Origin of the sequence: Pseudomonas sp. D2002, from assembly GCF_013385735.1 — a bacterium.
Taxonomy (GTDB): Bacteria; Pseudomonadota; Gammaproteobacteria; order Pseudomonadales; family Pseudomonadaceae; genus Aquipseudomonas.
In genome coordinates, this window is the sequence record NZ_JACAPL010000003.1 from 1,126,343 (window position 1) to 1,147,422 (window position 21,080).

Consider the following 21,080-nt stretch of genomic DNA (forward strand, 5'->3'; position numbering starts at 1 on the left):
CAACGCAGAGCCAGAAGTTCAGCGTCTGATCGCGTTATTTCACAAAATTTTCACGCGTCGAAGCTTCGCACAACTCCGGGATATTCCCATAGAGTCGGTAGGATATTTCTTAGGTGATCGACATCACCACTGGTCCAGAACTGCGTAGGTTCAGGATTGCCGACGGCCAACAGGTCGCGCTCGCTCAACAATCGCTTGAGCTGACGCGCCACGGCGGCACCGGTGTCGATCAGGATGATGCTTGGGGGAAGCATCTGTGCCAGGAGTGGCTTGAGGAAGGGATAGTGGGTGCAGCCGAGAATAATCGTGTCGCAACCCGCACTGAGCAGCGGGTCGACATAACCTTGCAACATCTGGCGCAACGCGGCGCTGCCAAGGTCGCCGGTTTCGATCAACTCAACCAAACCCGGGCAGGGCTGAGTGATGACACGCACGTCGGTGGCAAAACGGTCGAGCAACGCCGCGAACTTGGCGCTTTGCAGGGTGCCGGTGGTGGCGAGTACACCGACCACGCCACTGCGAGTGGCGGCAGCCGCCGGTTTGACGGCGGGCTCCATGCCCACCAATGGCCAGTCGGGGTAGTCCTGACGCAAATCGGCAACAGCGGCGACAGTCGCCGTGTTACAGGCAATCACAAACGCCTTGGCGCCTTGCTTGCGGAAAAACTCGGCGACGTGCCGGGAGCGCTCGAGAATGAACGCCGGAGTTTTCTCGCCGTAGGGAATGTTACCGCCGTCAGCCACGTACAGCAGTGACTCATGGGGCAGTAACTGTTGGATTTCATCCAGCACCGACAGGCCGCCGACGCCGGAATCGAACACACCGATGGGCGCGTCCTTAACCACGCTCAACTCCACACACGCTGCAACCCGGGTCGCGCTTGACGCGTAATTCGCGAAAGCGTGTGGTCAAGGCATCGATCAGCAACAAGCGACCCACCAGCGGCTCACCGAAACCGGCCAGCAGTTTCAAGGCTTCCAGCGCTTGCAGGCTGCCGACCACGCCCACCAGCGGGCCGACAACGCCGGCTTCGCTGCAGGTCAGTTCGGTGTCGCTGCCGTGCCCGTATAAACAGTGGTAGCACGGGCTGTCGGCGCGGCGCGGGTCAAACACCGACAATTGCCCTTCAAGGCGAATCGCAGCACCACTGATCAGTGGCTTGGCGGCAGCGACGCAGGCGGCGTTGACGGCTTCACGGGTGGAGAAGTTGTCGCTGCAATCGAGCACCACGTCCACCGCTGCCACCGCCGCTGCCAGAGAGTCCGCGTCCAGCGCGGTGCGATGGGCGAGCAGAGTGACTTCGGGGTTGATGGCGCTCAGGCGGCGCATGGCCGAATCGACCTTGGTCTGCCCGACGCTGTCAGTGTCGTGGATGATCTGGCGTTGCAGGTTGGTCAGGTCGACGGTGTCGAAGTCGGCCAAATGCAACTCGCCCACACCCGCTGCGGCCAAGTAAAGCGCGACAGGCGCGCCCAGGCCACCGAGGCCGACGATCAATGCACGCGCGTTTTTCAGGCGCAACTGGCCTTCGATGTCGACATGCTGCAACAGAATCTGTCGGCTATAGCGCAACAGCTCCTGATCGGTCAGCACGGCCGGCGTCCCAGGGTGATGCGCTCGTGGCCACCGAGGTCGACGCGGCTGTGTACGTCTTCAAAACCCTCGCCCAGCAACAGGTCACGCACGGCCGCCGCCTGATCGTAGCCATGCTCAAGCAACAGCCAACCGCTGGCGTTCAAGTGGGCCGGGGACTGGGCGCTGATCAGCCGCAGGTCGTCCAGGCCGTCATGGCCGGCCACCAAGGCGCTGGCCGGCTCAAAGCGCACATCGCCTGCGACCAGATGCGGGTCGTTGTCGGCAATGTAAGGTGGGTTGCTGATGATCAGGTCGAACGTCTGGCCTTGCAGGGCGCTGAACCAATGGCTGTTCAGCACCGTGGCGTTTTTCAGGTGCAGGCGCTGGCGGTTGCGCTCCGCCAGGGCCACGGCTTCCAGCACGCGGTCAACCGCGGTGACCTGCCAAACCGGGCGCTCGCTGGCCAGGGCCAGGGCGATGGCACCGCTGCCGGTGCCCAGGTCGAGAACCTTGGCAGGCGTGGCAGGCAGCAGTTCCAACGCGGCTTCCACCAGCAATTCGGTTTCGGGACGCGGGATCAGCGTGTGCGGCGCGACCTCCAGGTCCAGCTTCCAGAAGCCTTGCTGGCCGAGGATATACGCGACCGGCTCACCGCCACGGCGGCGCTGCAGGTAGTTGGCAAAGGTCAGTGCGGCTTCGCTGCTGACGATCTTTTCCGGCCAGGTGTGCAGATAGCTGCGCGATTTGCCCAAGGCAGCGGCCAGCAACAGTTCCACATCCAGGCGCGCGGTGGGCGAGTCGGGCAAGTCCGCGGCGCGCAGCAAGCTGGCAATGATGGTCATTTATTCACCTATCGCCGCCAATTGATCGGCCTGGTACTCGGCAAGCAAGGGCTCGATCACCGCATCCACGCCACCGGCGAGAATCTCGTCGAGGGAATACAGCGTGAGGTTGACCCGGTGGTCGGTCACCCGGCCCTGGGCAAAATTGTAAGTACGAATGCGTTCGGAGCGGTCGCCCGAACCCACCAGCAGCTTGCGCTCGCTGGCAATCGCGTTGGCGGCGGCGCTGGTCTGCTGGTCGTTGAGTTTGGCCGACAGCCAGGACATGGCCCGCGCACGGTTCTTGTGCTGGGAACGTTCTTCCTGGCACTCCACCACAATGCCCGACGGCAAGTGCGTGATGCGGATCGCCGAGTCGGTCTTGTTGACGTGCTGGCCACCGGCGCCCGACGAACGATAGGTGTCGACACGCAAGTCCGCCGGGTTGATCTCAATGGCTTCCTGCTCGTCCGGCTCAGGCAACACGGCCACGGTGCACGCCGAGGTGTGGATACGGCCCTGGGATTCCGTCGCCGGAACCCGCTGCACGCGGTGTGCGCCGGATTCGAATTTGAGCTTGCCGTAGACGTTGTCGCCTTCAACCCGGGCGATGACTTCTTTATAGCCGCCGTGTTCGCCTTCGTTCTCGGACAGAATCTCGACACGCCAGCCGCGACGCTCGGCGTAGCGCGAATACATGCGGAACAGGTCGCCGGAGAAAATCGCCGCCTCGTCGCCACCGGTGCCGGCGCGGATTTCGAGGAACACGTTGCGCCCGTCGTTAGGGTCTTTGGGCAGCAACATGCGCTGCAGATCGCCTTCCAGCTCGGCGAGTTTTTCCTTGGCTTCGCGAACTTCTTCCACGGCCATTTCGCGCATGTCCGGGTCGCTGTCCTTGAGCAGCGCCTGGGCGCCTTCGAGGTCGGCTTGCACTTTGGTCAGGTGCTTGTAGGTGGCCACAATCGGCTCAACTTCGGCGTATTCCTTGGAATAGGCGCGGAATTTGGTCTGATCGGAGATGACCTCGCCATCGCCGAGCAAGGCGGTCAGTTCTTCGAAACGGTCCTGGAGCACGTCCAGTTTATTGAGCAGTGACGCTTTCATTGCGGTTTTTTATCCGAAGAGCTATCTGACGCGCCCTCACCGAGGGCAAAGAGTTCCTGGGCCATGGCCAGCGCATCGAGGCGGCCTTCGGCAGTAAGCTTTTTCAACTGAACGCTGGGGGCGTGGAGCAATTTGTTGGTCAGGCCACGGGCCAGTTGCATCAGCACCTCTTCGGCGCCGCTGCCGTTGGCCAGCATCCGCTGGGCCTTGATCAACTCTTCGTCGCGCAGGCGTTCGCCCTGCTGACGATAGGCCTTGAGCACGTCGACCGCCGCCAGTTCACGCAGCCGCACCATAAAGTCTTCGGCGCCGGTGCTGACCATTTCCTCGGCGGCCTGGGCAGCTCCCTGGCGACTCTTGAGGTTTTCGGCGACCACTTCGTGCAGATCGTCGACGCTATAGAGGTAAACGTCGTCCAACTCGCCGACTTCCGGCTCGATATCGCGGGGAACGGCGATATCCACCATAAAGATCGGTTTGTGCTTGCGCAGCTTCAGCGCGCTCTCGACCGCGCCTTTGCCGAGGATCGGCAGTTGGCTGGCAGTGGAGCTGATCACAATATCGCTGCGCACCAGTTCGGCCGGAATGTCCGACAGCAACACCGCGTGGGCGCCGAACTGCTCAGCCAGGATGCTGGCGCGTTCCAGCGTACGGTTGGCGACCACAATTCGCTTCACACCCAGCTCGTGCAGATGGCGGGCGACCAGGGTGATGGTTTCACCGGCGCCGATCAGCAGGGCCTGGCTGCGCTGCAAGTCGCTGAAAATCTGTTTGGCCAGGCTGACGGCGGCAAATGCCACGGACACCGGGTTTTCACCGATGGCCGTGTCGGTGCGCACCTGCTTGGCGGAGTTGAAGGTGGCCTGGAACAAGCGGCCCAGCAACGGGCCCACAGTGCCGGCCTCGCGGGCCACGGCGTAGGCGGACTTCATCTGGCCGAGGATTTGCGGCTCGCCCAACACCAGCGAGTCGAGCCCTGCGGCGACGCGCATCATGTGACGAACTGCCGCATCCTCTTCGTGCACATAGGCACTGGCGCGCAGGTCATCGAGGCTCAAATGGTGATAATCGGCCAGCCAGCGCAGCACCACATCCGCTGAAAGATGTTCCTGCTCTATATAAAGCTCACTGCGATTGCAGGTCGAAAGGATCGCAGCTTCGCGGCTGTCGGTGATCCGGCAGAGCTGCTGCAAGGCCTCAACCAACTGCTCTGGCGTGAACGCCACGCGCTCGCGCACGTCTACGGAAGCAGTCTTGTGGTTAATACCGAGTGCGAGGAAGGCCATTCAATATCGCTGATGATGTCGGGAAGCCGACAATTGTCCTACTTCGAAAGACCCAGAACAACCACCGTCGTCTATTGTCCTAGTAGCTTATGCCTATAAAGGCACCAACTGAGACTCGGTTATGTTTGGCCGAAGGCTTGTGTCATGATGATCCGACCGCAGGTTAGTCGTCCTCTTCCTATATGAATAGATCTTCCGCGTTGCTCCTTGCTTTTGTCTTCCTCAGCGGCTGCCAGGCCTTGGCCCCCGTGTCGCCGGACGGTACGCCGCCGGTAGAAGACAGCACCCCCGCCCCTGAAAAGCCCAAGGTTTATTCTTCGTTCAATGAAGAAACGATCTACAGCCTGCTGACCGCGGAACTCGCCGGCCAGCGCAATCGCTTCGATATTGCCCTGGATAACTACGTGACCCAGGCCATCAATACCCAGGACCCGGGCATTTCCGAGCGTGCATTTCGCATCGCCGAATACCTGGGCGCCGATCAGGCCGCGCTGGACACCTCGCTGATCTGGGCGAAAAACGCGCCGGATGACCTGGAAGCGCAGCGTGCAGCGGCCATCCAACTGGCGCGCGCGGGGCGCTATGACGACTCCATGGTCTATATGGAGAAAGTCCTGCAGGGCAAGGGCGACACCCATTTCGACTTCCTCGCGCTGTCGGCTGCCGACACCGACCAGGACACGCGCAATGGCCTGATGAAGAGTTTCGACCGCCTGCTGCAAAAGCACCCGAAGAACAGCCAGCTGATTTTCGGCAAGGCGTTGCTGCTGCAACAGGATGATGAAGCCGACGCTGCCCTGAAGTTGCTGGAGCAGAACCCGCCGGACGACGGCGAGATCGCGCCGATTCTGCTGCGCGCACGCCTGCTGCAGAACCTCAATCGCGGCAAGGAAGCGATTCCGCTGCTGGAAAAAAGCATCAAGAAATATCCGGATGACAAGCGCCTGCGCCTGACTTATGCCCGCACGCTGGTTGAGCAGGACCGCATGGAGGACGCCAAAGTGCAGTTCGCCAACCTGGTCCAGCAATACCCGGACGATGACGAATTGCGTTACTCCCTGGCGCTGGTGTGCCTGGAAGCCAAGGCCTGGGACGAGGCCAAGGGTTACCTGGAAGAGCTGATCCAGCGCGAAAGCCACGTGGACTCGGCACACCTGAACCTGGGCCGTATCGCTGAAGAGCGCAACGACCCGCAGGCTGCACTGCTGGAATACGCCCAGGTCGGCCCCGGCAATGACTATCTGCCGGCCCAGTTGCGCCAGGCCGATATCCTGATGAGCAATGGCCGCACCGACGAGGCGGAAAAACGCCTGGCTGCGGCGCGTGATGCCGAGCCGGATTACGCGATCCAGCTTTACCTGATCCAGGCCGAGACCTTGTCCGCCAACAAGCAGGGCGAGCGCGCCTGGAAGTTGCTGCAACAAGCGTTGCTGCAATACCCCGACGACTTGAACCTGCTGTACACCCGCGCCATGCAGGCGGAAAAACGCAATGACTTGGCGCAGATGGAAAAAGACCTGCGCCTGATCATCAAGCGCGACCCGGACAACGCCATGGCGCTGAACGCCTTGGGTTACACCTTGTCCGACCGTACGACGCGCTACGCCGAAGCCAAGGTGTTGATCGAGCAAGCCCACAAGCTGAACCCGGAAGACCCGGCCGTACTCGATAGCCTGGGCTGGGTGAATTACCGCCTGGGCAATCTCGACGAAGCCGAGCGCTTGCTGCGCCAGGCACTGGAGCGCTTCCCCGATCAGGAAGTGGCCGCTCACCTGGGCGAAGTGCTCTGGGCCAATGGCAAACAGCGCGAAGCGCGACAAATCTGGGAAAAATTCCTCAAGGAACAACCCGAAAGCCCAATCCTGCGCGGCACCATCAAGCGCCTGACCGGATCCGAGACCCTTTAAGCTTATGTTCTTGCGCCACGTTATTGTTTTCAGCTTCATCGCCTTGCTCGCCGGTTGCGCGGGTTTCGGCGCCCGCGAATCCGTTGAAGGCCAGGGCAACCCGGCGCAATGGAAACAGCACAAAGACCAGCTCAGCAGCATCGATGGCTGGCAGATCGAAGGCAAGGTCGGGGTTCGCGCGCCAAAAGATTCCGGCAGCGGCACCTTGTTCTGGCTGCAACGCCAGGACTATTACGACATTCGCCTCTCCGGCCCGCTTGGCCGAGGCGCTGCACGCCTGACCGGTCGCCCAGGGCAAGTCAGCCTCGAAGTGGCCAACCAGGGCCGCTACGAAGCGGCCTCGCCGGAAGAATTGCTGGAACAGCAAATGGGCTGGAAGCTGCCGGTATCACACCTGGTGTGGTGGGTACGCGGTTTGCCCGCGCCAGACAGCAAAAGTCGCCTGAGCCTCAATGGCGATAGCCGCCTGGCCACGCTGGAGCAGGATGGCTGGCAGGTCGAGTACCTCAGCTACGTGCAGCAAAGTGGTTATTGGTTGCCCGAGCGCATCAAGCTGCATGGCACCGACCTTGACGTCACGCTGGTGATCAAGGACTGGCAACCGCGCAAGCTGGGGCAATAAACGTGACCGCAAAGCTGACGTTGCCCTCCCCGGCCAAACTCAATTTGATGCTGCACATTCTGGGTCGCCGTGAAGACGGCTACCACGAGCTGCAGACGCTGTTTCAGTTTCTCGACTACGGCGATGAACTGACCTTCGCTGTGCGCGACGATGGCGTGATCCAGCTGCATACCGAATTCGAAGGCGTGCCCCACGACAGCAATCTGATCGTGAAGGCCGCGAAAAAACTTCAAGAGCAATCCGGTTGCTCGCTCGGCATCGACATCTGGATCGATAAAATCTTGCCCATGGGCGGTGGCATCGGTGGCGGCAGCTCAAATGCGGCGACGACGCTGCTCGGCCTGAATCACTTGTGGCAACTGGGTTGGGACCACGATCGCCTGGCCACGCTGGGCCTGACGCTGGGCGCCGACGTCCCGGTTTTCGTGCGTGGGCACGCGGCTTTCGCCGAGGGCGTGGGGGAGAAACTCACCCCGGAATACCCCGAAGAGCCGTGGTATGTCGTGCTTGTTCCGCAAGTATCTGTAAGTACAGCAGAAATTTTTTCAGATCCACTGTTGACACGTAACTCTCCTCCCATTAAAGTGCGCCCCGTTCCCAAGGGAAACAGTCGAAATGACTGCTTACCGGTTGTAGCAAGGCGTTATCCAGAGGTACGTAACGCTTTGAATTTGTTAGGTAAATTTACCGAAGCAAAATTAACCGGAACTGGAAGTTGTGTGTTTGGGGGCTTCCCAAGCAAAGCTGAAGCTGATAAAGTCTCGGCCCTTCTTACAGAGACCCTTACAGGGTTTGTAGCAAAGGGAAGCAACGTTTCGATGTTGCATCGCAAGCTGCAAAGTCTGCTCTAAAAGGAACCGAGTACTGGGTACTCGTTGCAACAGATACAGGGGCGTCGCCAAGCGGTAAGGCAGCAGGTTTTGATCCTGCCATGCGTTGGTTCGAATCCAGCCGCCCCTGCCATTTTCTAATACTCATCCAGGTTACCCTCAGCCTCTAGGTACTGCGCGTGTCCAAGATGATGGTCTTTACGGGGAACGCTAACCCCGATCTGGCTCGACGTGTCGTACGTCAGCTGCATATCCCTCTCGGTGACATCTCTGTCGGTAAATTCTCCGACGGCGAAATTACAGCCGAGATCAATGAAAACGTCCGCGGTAAAGATGTCTTCATTATTCAGCCGACTTGCGCTCCGACCAACGATAACCTGATGGAACTCGTCGTGATGGCTGATGCCTTCCGCCGCTCCTCAGCGACTCGAATCACAGCTGTAATCCCTTACTTTGGTTATGCCCGTCAGGATCGCCGTCCGCGTTCCGCACGTGTGGCTATCAGCGCGAAAGTCGTGGCTGACATGCTGACCGTGGTAGGCATCGACCGTGTTCTCACGGTTGACCTGCACGCTGACCAAATCCAGGGGTTCTTCGATATTCCAGTAGATAACATCTACGGCTCCCCCGTATTGGTGGATGACATCGAAGACCAGCGCTTTGAAAACCTGATGATCGTGTCCCCGGACATTGGTGGCGTCGTGCGTGCACGGGCTGTTGCCAAATCCCTGGGCGTGGACCTCGGGATCATCGACAAACGCCGTGAAAAAGCCAATCACTCTGAAGTGATGCATATCATCGGTGATGTCGAAGGGCGTACCTGTATTCTGGTTGATGACATGGTCGACACCGCCGGCACCCTGTGCCACGCGGCGAAAGCCTTGAAAGAGCACGGTGCAGCAAAAGTCTTCGCCTACTGCACACACCCTGTGCTGTCGGGCCGAGCGATCGAGAACATCGAGAATTCCATGCTGGACGAACTGGTGGTGACTAACACCATCCCGTTGTCCGCTGCAGCTCAAGCCTGTTCGCGTATCCGTCAACTGGATATCGCACCGGTAGTTGCCGAAGCGGTTCGCCGCATCAGCAACGAAGAATCGATCAGCGCGATGTTCCGTTAAGGGTCAAACCTTACGAAGCACCCCACTGACGAAAAGCGCCCCGCCCCAACCTACTGTTGGGGCGGGGCTTTTTTGCCCATATCGCCTTTAGCGCTGGTCGCAAACGCTGGGGCGAATGTGGTTATTTTGGAGATACAACATGAACGATTTTACTTTGAATGCTGAACTGCGTTCCGACCTGGGGAAAGGTGCGAGCCGCCGCCTGCGTCGTCTCGCAAGCCTGGTTCCAGCTGTAGTTTACGGTGGCGAAAAAGCCCCTGAATCCATCAGCATGCTGGCTAAAGAAATCGCCAAACTGCTCGAAAACGATGCTGCTTACAGCCACGTTATCGAACTGAACGTTGGCGGCAAAAAGCAAAACGTAATCATCAAGGCGCTGCAACGTCACCCGGCCAAAGGCCACGTGCTGCACGCTGACTTTGTACGCGTTGTTGCCGGTCAGAAACTGACCGCCATCGTTCCAGTACACTTCGTCGGCGAAGAAGCTCCGGTCAAGAAAGGCGGCGAAATCTCGCACGTCCTGAACGAAATCGAAGTGACCTGCCTGCCGAAAGACCTGCCTGAGTTCATCGAAGTCGACCTGTCGGCTCTGGAAATCGGCGCCATCATCCACCTGTCCGACCTCAAAGCCCCTAAAGGCGTTGAGTTTGTTGCACTGGCTCACGGTGATGACAAAGCTGTTGCAAACGTTCACGCTCCACGCGTTGCACCAGAAGCTGAAGAAGGCGCTGCAGAGTAATTCACTCTGTATTGCCGGAGCTTGAGGAAACATCGCGGACCGAAACGTAGCGAGAAAGCGGGCGATAACGCGGCGTTTACTCTTGAGTAAATGATCTTTTGTTGTCCACTTTCGCCGCACGCAAGTGTCGGTGATGTTATCCACAACTCCAAAGGAAGGGCCCCTGTCGTGACTGCCATTAAACTGATCGTTGGCCTGGGAAATCCAGGCGCCGAATACGAACAGACCCGGCATAACGCGGGGGCCCTTTTTGTTGAGCGTATCGCGCACGCCCAAGGTGTAAACCTTACGGCCGATCGCAAATATTTTGGCCTGACCGGGCGCTTCTCGCATCAGGGTCAGGATGTTCGTCTGCTGATTCCCACCACCTACATGAACCGCAGCGGCCAGGCTGTCGCGGCGCTCGCGGGCTTCTTTCGGATCAAACCCGAAGAAATCCTGGTGGCCCATGACGAACTGGACCTGCCACCCGGCGTTGCCAAACTCAAGTTGGGCGGCGGGCATGGCGGGCACAATGGCCTGCGCGACATCATCGCGCAGTTGGGCAATCAGAATAATTTTTACCGTCTGCGGCTCGGCATTGGCCACCCAGGCGTTGCCAGTATGGTTTCAAATTTCGTCCTGGGTCGTGCGCCACGCGCCGAACAGGAAAAACTCGATGCCAGCATCGACTTTGCCCTCGGCGTGCTGCCGGATATCTTCGCCGGTGAATGGAACCGCGCGATGAAAAACCTGCACAGCCAGAAGGCCTGACTCTTACCGAGGGGAAACACCATGGGATTCAATTGCGGCATCGTCGGCCTGCCCAACGTCGGCAAATCCACCCTGTTCAACGCCTTGACCAAATCCGGTATTGCGGCGGAGAACTTCCCCTTCTGCACCATCGAACCCAACAGCGGCATCGTGGCCATGCCTGACCCGCGCCTGCAGGAATTGGCGGCGATCGTTAACCCCAAGCGCATCCTGCCGACCACCATGGAATTCGTCGACATCGCAGGCCTGGTGGCCGGCGCGTCGAAAGGTGAAGGCCTGGGCAACAAGTTTCTGGCCAACATCCGTGAGACCGATGCCATCGCTCATGTGGTCCGCTGCTTTGAAGACGAAAACGTGATTCACGTCTCCAACAGCGTCGACCCGAAACGCGACATCGAGATCATCGACCTGGAGCTGATCTTCGCCGACCTCGACAGCTGCGAAAAACAACTGCAGAAAGTCGCCCGTAACGCCAAAGGCGGCGACAAGGACGCAGTGGTCCAGAAAGGCCTGCTGGAGCAGTTGATCGCTCACTTCACCTTGGGCAAGCCCGCGCGCAGCCTGATGAAGAGCATGAGCGCCGACGAAAAAATCGTCATCAAAGGCTTCCACCTGCTGACCACCAAGCCGGTCATGTACATCGCCAACGTCGCTGAAGACGGCTTCGAGAACAACCCGCTGCTCGACGTGGTCAAGGCCATCGCCGAGGAAGAAGGCGCGATCGTGGTGCCGGTGTGCAACAAGATCGAAGCAGAAATTGCCGAGCTGGATGACGGCGAAGAGAAAGACATGTTTCTCGAGGCCCTGGGCCTGGAAGAGCCTGGCTTGAACCGTGTGATCCGTGCCGGCTACGAAATGCTGCACCTGCAGACTTACTTCACCGCCGGTGTCGAAGAAGTCCGTGCCTGGACCGTCAAAGTCGGCGCCACAGCGCCACAGGCCGCCGGTGTGATCCACACCGACTTCGAAAAAGGCTTTATCCGCGCCGAAGTCATCGCCTACAACGACTTCATCCAGTACAAGGGTGAAGCCGGCACCAAGGAAGCCGGTAAATGGCGCCTGGAAGGCAAGGAATATATCGTCAAAGATGGCGACGTGATGCACTTCCGTTTCAACGTGTAAATAATACCTGCGGCGCCCACCGCAAATAAAAAGCCGATGCCCTGCATCGGCTTTTTTGTGGGCAACGGTTTCACGTGCGAGGTAGTCTTATTACGTCAAACTACCTAACGTTTTAAGACTTCTCCTATTACTACTCGGCACCTCCTCGGCTAAACGACTGAGTAAATTAGCGCCCTAACATCTCTAATTTCTCCTACACCATCTGCGTAAGTTCCTACTTCAAGATAAGCACATAAAATTTATAATCCCCACACTGCCGACCGCCTTTGAATAACGCACAGTAATAATGGAGCACCTACTCGATGTCGGACTCCAACCTTGGGGAAGTTGAAACGGATCGTTCAATCATTGCAGGATCAGACATTGAAAACACACTTAACAGCACAGCGTCACTGAACATTGACATCCTGTTACTCGGAGAGACGGGTACCGGGAAAGATACCTTGGCCCAACGGGTCCATCGGTTGTCGGGGCGAAAAGGCAACTTTGTTGCAGTGAACTGCGCGGCCATCCCGGAAAGCCTCGCAGAAAGCCAATTGTTCGGCGTTAACAGCGGCGCCTTTACCGGGGCGATACAGTCGCGAGCCGGCTTTGTCGAAGCCGCTCATCTAGGCACTTTGTACCTCGACGAAATCGACAGTATGCCCCTGAACCTGCAAGCCAAATTGCTGCGGGTGCTGGAGTCGCGTGGCGTAGAGCGCCTGGGCTCGACCCGCTTCATTCCGGTCGATATGCGTGTTATCGCGTCAGCTCAGCAGTCGCTGCACCAAATGGTCGAGCTGGGCACCTTCAGGCGTGACCTGTACTTTCGCCTGAATGTCGTCAGCCTCGAACTTCCGGCCCTGCGGCACCAGCGAGAACGGATCATTCCGTTGTTCCTGAAGATGCTCCAGGAAGAAGCCGAACAGTTCAAATGCCCGGCCCCGCCCCCGCCAGCGGAGCTGCTGCAACAATTGCTGTGCCACACCTGGCTTGGCAATATTCGCGAATTGCGCTCGGCGGCAAAGCGGTTTGTGCTAGGTCTGCCAGCGCTCTCGATGCCCATGAGCAAACCGCAGGACAGTGAAATGAGCCTGAAGGCCCGCCTGCAACAAATTGAGAAAGCGCTGATAGAAGAGTCGCTGCACCGCAACGACCACTGTGTCGATAACGTGTCGGTTGAGCTAGGGCTCGCCAAGCGCACACTTTACTATCGAATGAAACAACTTGAGATATAACGGGCGCAGGCTGCGCCAGAGCATAACAAGCGGAGTTTTCCGATGATGAGCCCGACATTCTCTCGAGTATTAAGTTAGCAAACAAAACAGAAAACAGTACGCCGCTCGCATCATCCCAGCATCATTACAAAATTTGAGAAGGCGCAGACAGCCGGATAAAAGCCCATTAGCGAAACATTTTTAAATAAATAGCCACTCTAAAATTGGAACACTTTACCTTCTACCCACCACGTAAAACATGAGTGATGTCCAAATCATTCAACACGCAACGATAGCTAACATTCGCTATCCATCTTTGGTTAGAAAACAGAAGGTGATCTATGTCTGTAATCCAAAACTCTTCCCCTCCTTTGAGCGCAGCCCACCAACAAAAACTGGATGAAATCGGCGACAAAAAGGGAGATGAGTTAGTCAGAGAGGCTGAGAGGACTGCTCAGCAAGAACTGACTACAGCCAAAGCCGGCCGTATCAAATCTTTGCGCTTTGCCTAAGCCACACCGACCTCCCCAGCCCTTCAAGTTGGGGAGGTTTCACCGTTACGACGGGCACAACATTAGATACGTTCGATGGAGATTCAGATGAACATCATCACCCCAGGGTTCCCGGAAAACGGTAATTTCACGACTCAGGCCGATGCGCCTGGCACGCTCAACCGAGCCTCCGACGTCAATTTTTTCAACGCTCAACTCAACGCCAACGAACCGTCCGGCAAAGCAGTTGGCCCCGTCATGGCATCACCCGTTCCTTCCTGGGGCTCGGAAGAGTCGGATTCGTTATCGAGGCGCGTATCCAAGGGGTTCCGGGATGCCAGCCAGAACAAGAAGTCCAAGGATGCGAATGAATTCCCCCAATCGCTCGCCGAAGCGCATATCGACGTGATGTCACGGGTCAAGGTGATCAGCGCGATCACAAAAGGCGTCGATAAAATTTCAAGCATGGGCTAGATGCATGTTCCGTCGCCTGACCACCCTCGTGCTTTTGTCAACGGTGTTGATGCTTTCCGGCTGCGGTGAAAGCGTAGAGCTTCATCGCAATATTTCTGAACAGGAAGCCAACGAAGTCATTGCGGAACTGGCAGACAAGCAGATCCGGGCGCAGAAGATTCCAGGGAAAGACGGCGTCGCTGTTCGCGTCAAGGCAAATGACATCAGTCGAGCTGTTCGTACGCTGGACGCCGCCGGGCTGTCCCGGACGGCGCGCTCGACGCTGGGGGATATCTTTCGCAAAGAAGGCGTCATCTCCACCCCGCTGGAAGAGCGCGCACGCTACATCTATGCGCTGTCGCAGGAACTGGAATCGACCTTGTCGAACATAGACGGCGTGATCGTCGCGCGAGTCCATGTGGTGCTGCCTGAACGGGTAGCGCCAGGCGAGCCGGTACAGCCGGCCTCTGCCTCGGTATTCATCAAGCACAATCCGCGACTGGACCCCGACAATATCAATCCGCGTGTCCGCAGGATGGTTGCCAGCAGCATTCCGGGCATGGCCTCAGCCATCGACAACACCACAAAACTGACCGTCATTTTTGTACCGGCCACGGCCTACACAGAGCAGCAGCAACTCACTCATTTCGGGCCCTTTCTGGTGCCGGTACAAGAGCTTGGATTTTGGCGCACCAGCCTTGTGGCGCCTGTGATCGTTATTCTGCTGGGCGGCATTGGCTGGCTGGTCTGGCGTCGTCGCAAAGGGCTCATTCCGGCGGTGGCGCCTGCCGTGGCACCCGCTCATGAGTGAAGCGCTCAGTTGGGTTAGATGGTGGGCCTTCCCCTGGGAGGATGCTCACATCGACTGGCTCACAAAAACCGGCTTTGTGGAAACGCCAGCGCTTTCACGCAGCCACCATGGTCGGGTGAGCAGCCTGTTCGGCATCGAACCTGCGCTTCCCCCGCCTACGTCTGCGCCCTTGTTACAGCTGGTGCTGAGCAGCGCGCAACAACGGGACCTTGCACTGGCACTCGTCAATGAGGTGTACAACGCGCCCCGCGACAGCCGGTTAAATCAGGATCAGATTCTTTGGTGCCAGCGCTTGAGCAAGGCACTGCCACCCGACCCCATCCCGGTAAGCATCGACGACCCACTGCACTATCTGCGCGCGTGGGTCGGCCCCATTCTCTGGCAGCGGCTGCGTTTGCGCTTTGCTCGCCAAAGGGTGCTTGAGTTGGAGCAGCATCCCAGGCTTGCCGATACTCACAGCCGGCTGGATACGCTGTGGAAAGCCACTATTTGGCGCGCAACCGCAACCAGCATCGATGATGTTCAGCGCGCCCCCCGCGAGAAATCCGAGCATGTTTTGCGCCCACAAGATTGAGCTGAACACCGACGAACCGTCGACCCTCCTGATCCCTCGGGAACGGCTTGCCGACTACACCCAGGCCCGTCGAATCCTGGAACAGGCCGAGGCAAAAGCGCAGGCGCTCCTACTTGAGGCCCATGCTCAGTGCGAGAAAATTCTTGAAAGTGCCAGTGATGAATTCTGGGAGCGCGCCAATACCCAGCTGTACCGTTGGGACTCAGAGCGCCAAGCGATGCTCGACCATCTGGAACAGGCCGCCACCTCAGTCATCAACGCGGCCATTCTCAGCATTCTGGACGAGACCGTGCCCGCTCAGCGCCTCACTGCCCTGCTTAATAAACTGCTGACGGCTCAGTTACCGACGGTCCAGGCGGAACTGGTGTGCAACCCGCAGGACCGCGAACCCGTCGAGCAATGGCTCAGTCTGCACTGTGGCGTGCCATGGACGCTTCGAGTCGAAGACAGGCTCGCCGCCCAGTCGCTGCTGCTCGAAACGGAGGATGGCGGGTTTCACATCAATTGGACCGATGCCCTCGATAACCTGGTGGTTACCCCACCGCAGGCCAAAACCAAGTGACAACTTTTCCAGCTAGAAACGCCTTTCTTTTTAAACAAATTAAGTCGGTTGATGGAACTGGCCATCAATCCGGTGCCACACAGGGGTAGAACCCCATCGGAGATAAAATGATGAACGGTGACTTACGCATACTCAACAGTCTCTACAGGGAGCAAACCCGCTCCGAAAAAAGCCTCGAACAAATCGGCGTCGACGCTGAAAACATGCAAGGGATGGGCGACGCCTCGCGGCTCTTCGAACAGCTCATTGGGGAAAAGTCCAAGCTAGTTAACAACTTTGCCGTGAGCACGACCTACCTCAGTTACAAGCACGAAACGATCAAGTCAGCGATCAATGTCGTCTAGTGACAGGGCTACAGCCACGGGCGATCTCTGGTGGGTGCAATGCCGACCCAGGGATTGCCCAGAAACACCGGTTCAAAACCCTTGAAGTACCTCTCAAGCAACGTGACACCTGGCGCAGCGTTACTGCACGCCTGACAAAGGCTGGGCGCACCTTCCGGCCCACTTCACTACGTAAGCGACCGCACTGAAACAGAGAACCTGTCATGTATAGCAAAATCAACAAGCACACCGGCTTGCGTTTAAACTCGCCCGCTGTTCTGGTAAAACGCGCTCACTGGCGTTGTCTGCTCGCCCTGCCCTTGTTGTTGGCGCCGCTGCACAGCCCCCTTGCCGCTATTCCCTCCGACTGGAAAAACACCGCCTACGCCTACGAGGCCGAGCATAAGCCACTGCGCGAGGTGCTGGAGGACTTCGCTCAGACGTTTGGCACACAACTGCAAGTTGACGGCCTGCTGGACGGCACCGTCAATGGCAAGATACGCGCCAATACCCCGCAGTCGATGCTGGACAGGTTGGCGGTAGAACACCGCTTCCAGTGGTACTTGTATAACAACACCCTTTATATCAGCACCCTGGACCTGCAAGAGTCCGCGCGCCTGGAAGTCGCCTCCGAGACCGTCGCCGACCTCAAGCGGGCGCTGACGGATATCGGCCTGCTCGACAGCCGTTTCGGCTGGGGTGAACTGCCTGATGATGGAGTGGTGCTGGTCTCCGGCCCCAAGCGCTACATCGAGCAAATCAAGCAATTCAGCAGCCAGCGTAAGTCACCCGACGAAAAACAGAGCGTGCTCAGCTACCCACTGAAATTCGCCAACGCGGGTGATCGCCAGATAGATTATCGCAGCGAAAAAATCACCATCCCAGGCGTTGCCAGCATGCTGCGTGGGTTGTTGGAACCGCGGTCAACTTCCGATCTTGCCACCATGGGTTCACGTCCCTCCGCCTCACAGCCCTCGCCCATCACGCCGAACTTTCCCCGGTTGAGCAACCCAATGCTGGGGCAAATGTTCGGCCAGGCAGCGGACTCGGGCCAGTTGGCCACTGGTGCGACGCTCACCCCGCGGGCACCCGTGTCTGCCGGCAGGATTCGCGTCGAAGCCGATGTGCGCAACAACGCCGTACTGATCTATGACCTCCCGGAACGTCAGACGATGTACCGCGAGCTGATCAGCCAGCTCGACGTGGCGCGCAAAATGGTGGAGATCGACGCCATCATCCTCGATATAGAGCGCACTCAATTGCGCGAATTCGGGGTCAGCTGGGGCAACAGTCACTTCAGCAGCGACGCGAGAATAGCGCCAGGCAGTTCCTCGCAGCTGTCGATCCGAAACCGTGACCATTTCTTTGCCAGGATTCGCGCATTGGAGCAACGTGGCCTGGCAACCATGGTGTCCAACCCGTCGGTCCTCACCCTGGAAAACCAGCCGTCGGTGATTGATTTCAACCGCACCCAATACCTGACGGCAGGCACAGAAGTCGCGACCGTCCTGCCCATCACTGTCGGCACCAGCCTGCAAGTGGTGCCGAGGGTGATTACCACCCGCGGCACTCATCAGGTTCACCTCGCGGTGAATATCGAAGACGGCAACTTCGACGAGTCCAACCCCGATCGCTTAGGTCCCGATGTGCGCCGGGGCAATGTCAGTACCCAGGCGGTCATGGCGGAACAGCGCTCGCTGGTGATCGGTGGGTTCCATGTCACCGAAAGCGCCGACAGGCGCAACAAGATTCCCCTGCTGGGCGATATTCCGCTGTTGGGCAGGGCGTTGTTTTCTTCCAGCGAACGCCAGAACAATCGCCGTGAACGCCTGTTTATCCTGACCCCGCGCGTCATCGGTGACCAGGCTGACCCTTCACGTTATCTGCCGCAGGACGATCAGGTGGAGCTGCAGGCCGCGCTCAAGCCACTGGCCAGGCGCTATGCCGCACACGACCCTGTCATCAAACGCAGTGACATCACCAGCGCCCTGGCGCATCTCGTCACTGGGCAGGTGCCCGTGGCCTTCAACGCGGCGCCCATGCCACTGGGCCTGGGCACCTTGTGCAACACCCGCGATCTGCTGGCAATGAATACCGAACGCAGCCAGTGGTATGCCGGCCCTCAGTTCAATGTGGCCGTGATAGTGCTGCGTAATCAGTTCAAGCGCACCGTGCGTATCGACGAAAACGAGTGCAGCAATTCACAAACCCTGGCTGTCACCGTGTGGCCGCGTGCCTGGCTCAAACCGGGTGAAGAAGCCGAGGTGTTTATCGCCATGCGTCCGGTGGTGAAGGATGAACACATCGGCGTACCCCGTCCCTCCTTGCTCACTCCCGTTCAGAAGAAGGTCACCCCATGAAACACCGCTTGTTGTGCATCACCCTGATCAGCACAGTGCTGTTCATCGCCGGCTGCAGCCCCACGTGCAGAGGCGATTCCTGCTCACGCCCGCAAGCGACCAAGGACAAGATGGTGATCTGGTGGCCGCCGCAGATGCGCGTCGAGCCTGGGCCCTCCGGGGAACGCTCGGACTACCAGACGATATCGCTGGAGCGATAAGTTTTCGGTGACTTCTGGTGAGCAGCGCTGCCGCTCACCAGACCTGCTTGCGCCAGGCACCCGGTACTGATCAGCGCACTTCAAGCTCCGGCAATTCCAGGGTTTCGCGCTTGGCCTCATCATCAAGCTCACGCAATGTGCGATAGATCAGCGCCACGGCCTGCAAGGTCTCGCGGGGGATGCTTGCTCCCACCTTGTTGGTGTAGAGCGTGCGGGCCAGCCATACACACTGAATCACTGGAACCTCGGCGGCCTTCGCCTGCCGAATCAATTCGCGTGCATCGTCGTCCGTGCCCTTGTTGACCAACATCGGCAGTGGCGTATTACCGGGGCGGTAATACAGGGCCACGGCAAAGTGCGTCGGGTTGACCACCAGCATGTCGGCCTCCTCCAGCTTGGGCAGTTTGACCTTCGGCTCCTCCTGGGCCAATTGCTGTGCCAGCGATCGGCGCTGCCCCTTCACATGCGGGTCACCCTCCATGTCCTTGTACTCTTTGACGACCTCTACCTGCGTCATGCGCATGCGCTTGGCAAAGAAGTGCTTTTGCATCGCCAGGTCAATCAGCGCCAACACCAGCAAAAGCCCCAGGCAGGCATGCAACAAGTGCCGGAACAGGGTGATCAGCGCCAGGATGTAGGTTGGCAGGTCACTGTTGGCCAGGTTAATCAATGCGCCCAACGAGGGCTTGATGACCACGTACAGAATCACCCCCAACAGCACCGCCTTGGTGATGCTCATCAACAGATTCATGACCGATTGAGCGGAGAACATCTGCTTGAGCTGCTTGAGGGGGTTGAGACGATTGAAATCGAGCTTCAAGGTCTCCGGCGCAAACAGGAACCCGAACTGCATCCAACTGCTGATCAGCTTCGCGGCAATGGCCAGCCCAGCCATCAACAGGGCAAACGAGAAAAACATCATCAGCCCTTCAAACAACACTTCTTCCAACGCCCGTACAAAGGGCTGGGCCATACTCGACATCGGCAACACCATCAGTTGCTGAAAGCGTTGCATACTCGTTTCGGCGGTGAACAATGCCACCTCGCTGATGGCCGTCAGCGCCAGCAGCTTGCTGACATCCTGGCTTTGGGAAACCTGACCTTTCTTGCGTTGATCGCGCAGTTTCTTGGCGGAGGCCGGGTGCTTCTTTTCGCCTGAGTCACTCATGGCGCCGAGACCTGGAACATCAGCCCGAGTGAGTGCTTGAGATCACCCAACAAGTTCAAGCGCCCTACGATCAGGTCCTGCAGCAACGGAAAGTACAACAACAGAATCCCGATACCCGCCAGGCATTTGACCGGTGGTGCCAGCGTACTCACCTGCAATTGCTGACTGTAGACCCCCAGCAGCGCGATCCCGAATTCCAGGAACAACAGCACGGCAATAAACGGCGCAACGTAGAGCATCATGTGGGTAAAGGTGTCGCCGAGCAGGCCAATGAACGTACTGAAGCCATTGACTGCCGGCAGCGGCACCCAGGCCGTGGCCGGCCAGATCAGATAGCTGTCCCAGATCACCTGGGTAAGGACGCTCAAGCCCAGGACAACGATCAGCAGGTAAATCACCACCTGTTTGAACAGGTGGCCGATAGGCGTCGCGTCCGGCCCGAGTGAAGGATTGAGTTGGCCGCCCGCCAGGGCACCACGTTGGTTATCCAACAGCGCGCCGACTGACTCGAACATCCAGAAAGGCATGGCCAACAGGACGCCCAGCAAAATGCCCAGGGCGGCCTCCTTGCACATCAGTCCGACGATCATCAGCGCGGAGTAGTCCTGGCTCACCAGTACCGCATGGATACCTGGCGCCGGAATGAAGGCCATGACCATCACGATGACGTGCCTGGGCATGCCGCGTATATGCTGGAAACAGAACGCAGGCACGAGAATGGCACAGGGGTAGATCCGCGCCATGCCCACCAACAGGCTGGGTAGATATTCAAGATAAAGCAGCACGTGCATGCCCTCAGTTCAGTGCCGAGCGGGCGATCATGTCGAACATCAGGTTGGTCAGTTGGATCAGCTCCACGCCGATCCAACGTCCCGTCAATATCAATGTGATACCTACCGCAACCAGCTTGATGCCAAAGGGCAGCGTCTGGTCCTGTATCTGCATCAGGGCTTGGACCAGGGACGTCAGCACGCCGACGATCACTGCCACGATCAGCGGCGGTGCCGACAACACCACCACCAGCAGCATGCCCTGCTTGAACAGCACGATCGGTTCCATAGG

24 protein-coding genes and 1 tRNA gene are annotated in these 21,080 nt (G+C 58.6%); 17 read left to right on the plus strand and 8 right to left on the minus strand.

All coding sequences use genetic code 11. The annotated features are described in order from the left end of the window. Nucleotides 1-50: 50 nt before the first annotated feature. From murI to hemA, 5 genes are read right to left on the minus strand one after another with little or no spacing between them, the layout of a single operon-like run. Nucleotides 51-845, minus strand: coding sequence for a glutamate racemase (gene murI, locus HX783_RS08485; RefSeq protein WP_177016581.1), 795 nt, complete (start codon nt 843-845; stop codon nt 51-53). Continuing rightward, entirely contained in the window at nt 838-1,593 is a 756-nt protein-coding gene (moeB, locus tag HX783_RS08490) for a molybdopterin-synthase adenylyltransferase MoeB (RefSeq protein WP_177016582.1), read from the minus strand. Before moeB ends, murI begins: the two co-directional genes overlap by 8 nt. Continuing rightward, nucleotides 1,587-2,417: a peptide chain release factor N(5)-glutamine methyltransferase gene (prmC, locus tag HX783_RS08495; RefSeq protein ID WP_177016583.1), complete on the minus strand. Its 831-nt coding sequence runs from the start codon at nt 2,415-2,417 to the stop codon at nt 1,587-1,589. Before prmC ends, moeB begins: the two co-directional genes overlap by 7 nt. Continuing rightward, nucleotides 2,418-3,500 (minus strand): peptide chain release factor 1, encoded by a 1,083-nt coding sequence (gene prfA, locus HX783_RS08500; RefSeq protein ID WP_159954071.1) that lies wholly within the window; start codon nt 3,498-3,500, stop codon nt 2,418-2,420. Then, a complete protein-coding gene (gene hemA / locus HX783_RS08505; protein ID WP_177016584.1) occupies nt 3,497-4,786 on the minus strand; it encodes a glutamyl-tRNA reductase in 1,290 nt (429 codons plus the stop codon). The genes prfA and hemA overlap by 4 nt, the downstream gene beginning before the upstream one ends. 182 nt (nt 4,787-4,968) lie before the next feature. On the opposite strand from hemA, the gene HX783_RS08510 reads away from it, so the two are divergent. The 17 genes from HX783_RS08510 to hrpT all read left to right on the plus strand — a co-directional run bounded on the left by HX783_RS08510 (nt 4,969) and on the right by hrpT (nt 18,850). Continuing rightward, nucleotides 4,969-6,693 carry a tetratricopeptide repeat protein gene (locus tag HX783_RS08510; RefSeq protein WP_159954069.1) on the plus strand — a complete coding sequence of 575 codons (1,725 nt, stop codon included), beginning with the start codon at nt 4,969-4,971 and terminating at the stop codon, nt 6,691-6,693. A gap of 4 nt (nt 6,694-6,697) precedes the next feature. Continuing rightward, complete coding sequence (gene lolB, locus HX783_RS08515; RefSeq protein WP_177016585.1) at nt 6,698-7,315, plus strand: lipoprotein insertase outer membrane protein LolB; 618 nt, start codon at nt 6,698-6,700, stop codon at nt 7,313-7,315. Nucleotides 7,316-7,362: 47 nt separating this feature from the next. After that, on the plus strand, nt 7,363-8,166 hold the full coding sequence (gene ispE, locus HX783_RS08520) for a 4-(cytidine 5'-diphospho)-2-C-methyl-D-erythritol kinase (protein ID WP_218175182.1): 804 nt from the start codon (nt 7,363-7,365) through the stop codon (nt 8,164-8,166). 37 nt (nt 8,167-8,203) lie between these two features. Continuing rightward, nucleotides 8,204-8,278, plus strand: a tRNA-Gln gene (locus HX783_RS08525). 46 nt (nt 8,279-8,324) lie between these two features. Beyond that, nucleotides 8,325-9,266, plus strand: a complete 942-nt coding sequence (locus tag HX783_RS08530) for a ribose-phosphate pyrophosphokinase (protein WP_003208392.1) — start codon at nt 8,325-8,327, stop codon at nt 9,264-9,266. Between the two features lie 139 nt (nt 9,267-9,405). Continuing rightward, nucleotides 9,406-10,005 carry a 50S ribosomal protein L25/general stress protein Ctc gene (locus HX783_RS08535; protein ID WP_177016587.1) on the plus strand — a complete coding sequence of 200 codons (600 nt, stop codon included), beginning with the start codon at nt 9,406-9,408 and terminating at the stop codon, nt 10,003-10,005. A gap of 168 nt (nt 10,006-10,173) precedes the next feature. Continuing rightward, nucleotides 10,174-10,758: an aminoacyl-tRNA hydrolase gene (gene pth / locus HX783_RS08540; protein ID WP_159954065.1), complete on the plus strand. Its 585-nt coding sequence runs from the start codon at nt 10,174-10,176 to the stop codon at nt 10,756-10,758. Nucleotides 10,759-10,779: 21 nt separating this feature from the next. After that, nucleotides 10,780-11,880 carry a redox-regulated ATPase YchF gene (gene ychF / locus HX783_RS08545; protein WP_159954064.1) on the plus strand — a complete coding sequence of 367 codons (1,101 nt, stop codon included), beginning with the start codon at nt 10,780-10,782 and terminating at the stop codon, nt 11,878-11,880. Nucleotides 11,881-12,182: 302 nt separating this feature from the next. Beyond that, complete coding sequence (locus HX783_RS08550) at nt 12,183-13,097, plus strand: sigma 54-interacting transcriptional regulator (protein WP_177016588.1); 915 nt, start codon at nt 12,183-12,185, stop codon at nt 13,095-13,097. Between the two features lie 320 nt (nt 13,098-13,417). Next, nucleotides 13,418-13,588, plus strand: coding sequence for a hypothetical protein (locus HX783_RS08555; RefSeq protein WP_177016589.1), 171 nt, complete (start codon nt 13,418-13,420; stop codon nt 13,586-13,588). A gap of 87 nt (nt 13,589-13,675) precedes the next feature. Beyond that, nucleotides 13,676-14,041 (plus strand): hypothetical protein, encoded by a 366-nt coding sequence (locus tag HX783_RS08560; protein WP_177016590.1) that lies wholly within the window; start codon nt 13,676-13,678, stop codon nt 14,039-14,041. A 4-nt stretch (nt 14,042-14,045) separates the two neighbouring features. Then, entirely contained in the window at nt 14,046-14,831 is a 786-nt protein-coding gene (gene sctJ, locus HX783_RS08565; RefSeq protein ID WP_177016591.1) for a type III secretion system inner membrane ring lipoprotein SctJ, read from the plus strand. Then, nucleotides 14,824-15,405 (plus strand): type III secretion protein, encoded by a 582-nt coding sequence (locus tag HX783_RS29930; RefSeq protein ID WP_256347122.1) that lies wholly within the window; start codon nt 14,824-14,826, stop codon nt 15,403-15,405. The genes sctJ and HX783_RS29930 overlap by 8 nt, the downstream gene beginning before the upstream one ends. Next, nucleotides 15,383-15,967, plus strand: coding sequence for a type III secretion system stator protein SctL (gene sctL / locus HX783_RS08575; RefSeq protein WP_177016592.1), 585 nt, complete (start codon nt 15,383-15,385; stop codon nt 15,965-15,967). The genes HX783_RS29930 and sctL overlap by 23 nt, the downstream gene beginning before the upstream one ends. 107 nt (nt 15,968-16,074) lie before the next feature. Then, a complete protein-coding gene (locus tag HX783_RS08580; protein ID WP_177016593.1) occupies nt 16,075-16,311 on the plus strand; it encodes a hypothetical protein in 237 nt (78 codons plus the stop codon). 203 nt (nt 16,312-16,514) lie between these two features. Continuing rightward, nucleotides 16,515-18,650, plus strand: a complete 2,136-nt coding sequence (gene sctC, locus HX783_RS08585; protein WP_177016594.1) for a type III secretion system outer membrane ring subunit SctC — start codon at nt 16,515-16,517, stop codon at nt 18,648-18,650. Continuing rightward, nucleotides 18,647-18,850 carry an HrpT family type III secretion system protein gene (gene hrpT / locus HX783_RS08590; protein WP_177016595.1) on the plus strand — a complete coding sequence of 68 codons (204 nt, stop codon included), beginning with the start codon at nt 18,647-18,649 and terminating at the stop codon, nt 18,848-18,850. Before sctC ends, hrpT begins: the two co-directional genes overlap by 4 nt. A 70-nt stretch (nt 18,851-18,920) precedes the next feature. Here the strand turns inward: hrpT and sctU are convergent, their stop codons facing one another. Genes sctU through sctS form a run of 3 tightly spaced genes read right to left on the minus strand, consistent with a single transcriptional unit; the run spans nt 18,921 to nt 21,077 of the window. Further along, on the minus strand, nt 18,921-20,018 hold the full coding sequence (gene sctU, locus HX783_RS08595; RefSeq protein WP_177016596.1) for a type III secretion system export apparatus subunit SctU: 1,098 nt from the start codon (nt 20,016-20,018) through the stop codon (nt 18,921-18,923). Further along, the gene (sctT, locus tag HX783_RS08600; protein ID WP_177016660.1) at nt 20,015-20,803 is read right to left on the minus strand and encodes a type III secretion system export apparatus subunit SctT; all 789 of its coding nucleotides are present in this window, start codon (nt 20,801-20,803) and stop codon (nt 20,015-20,017) included. The genes sctU and sctT overlap by 4 nt, the downstream gene beginning before the upstream one ends. Before the next feature lie 10 nt (nt 20,804-20,813). Further along, nucleotides 20,814-21,077 (minus strand): type III secretion system export apparatus subunit SctS, encoded by a 264-nt coding sequence (gene sctS / locus HX783_RS08605; protein ID WP_177016597.1) that lies wholly within the window; start codon nt 21,075-21,077, stop codon nt 20,814-20,816. Nucleotides 21,078-21,080 lie beyond the last annotated feature (3 nt).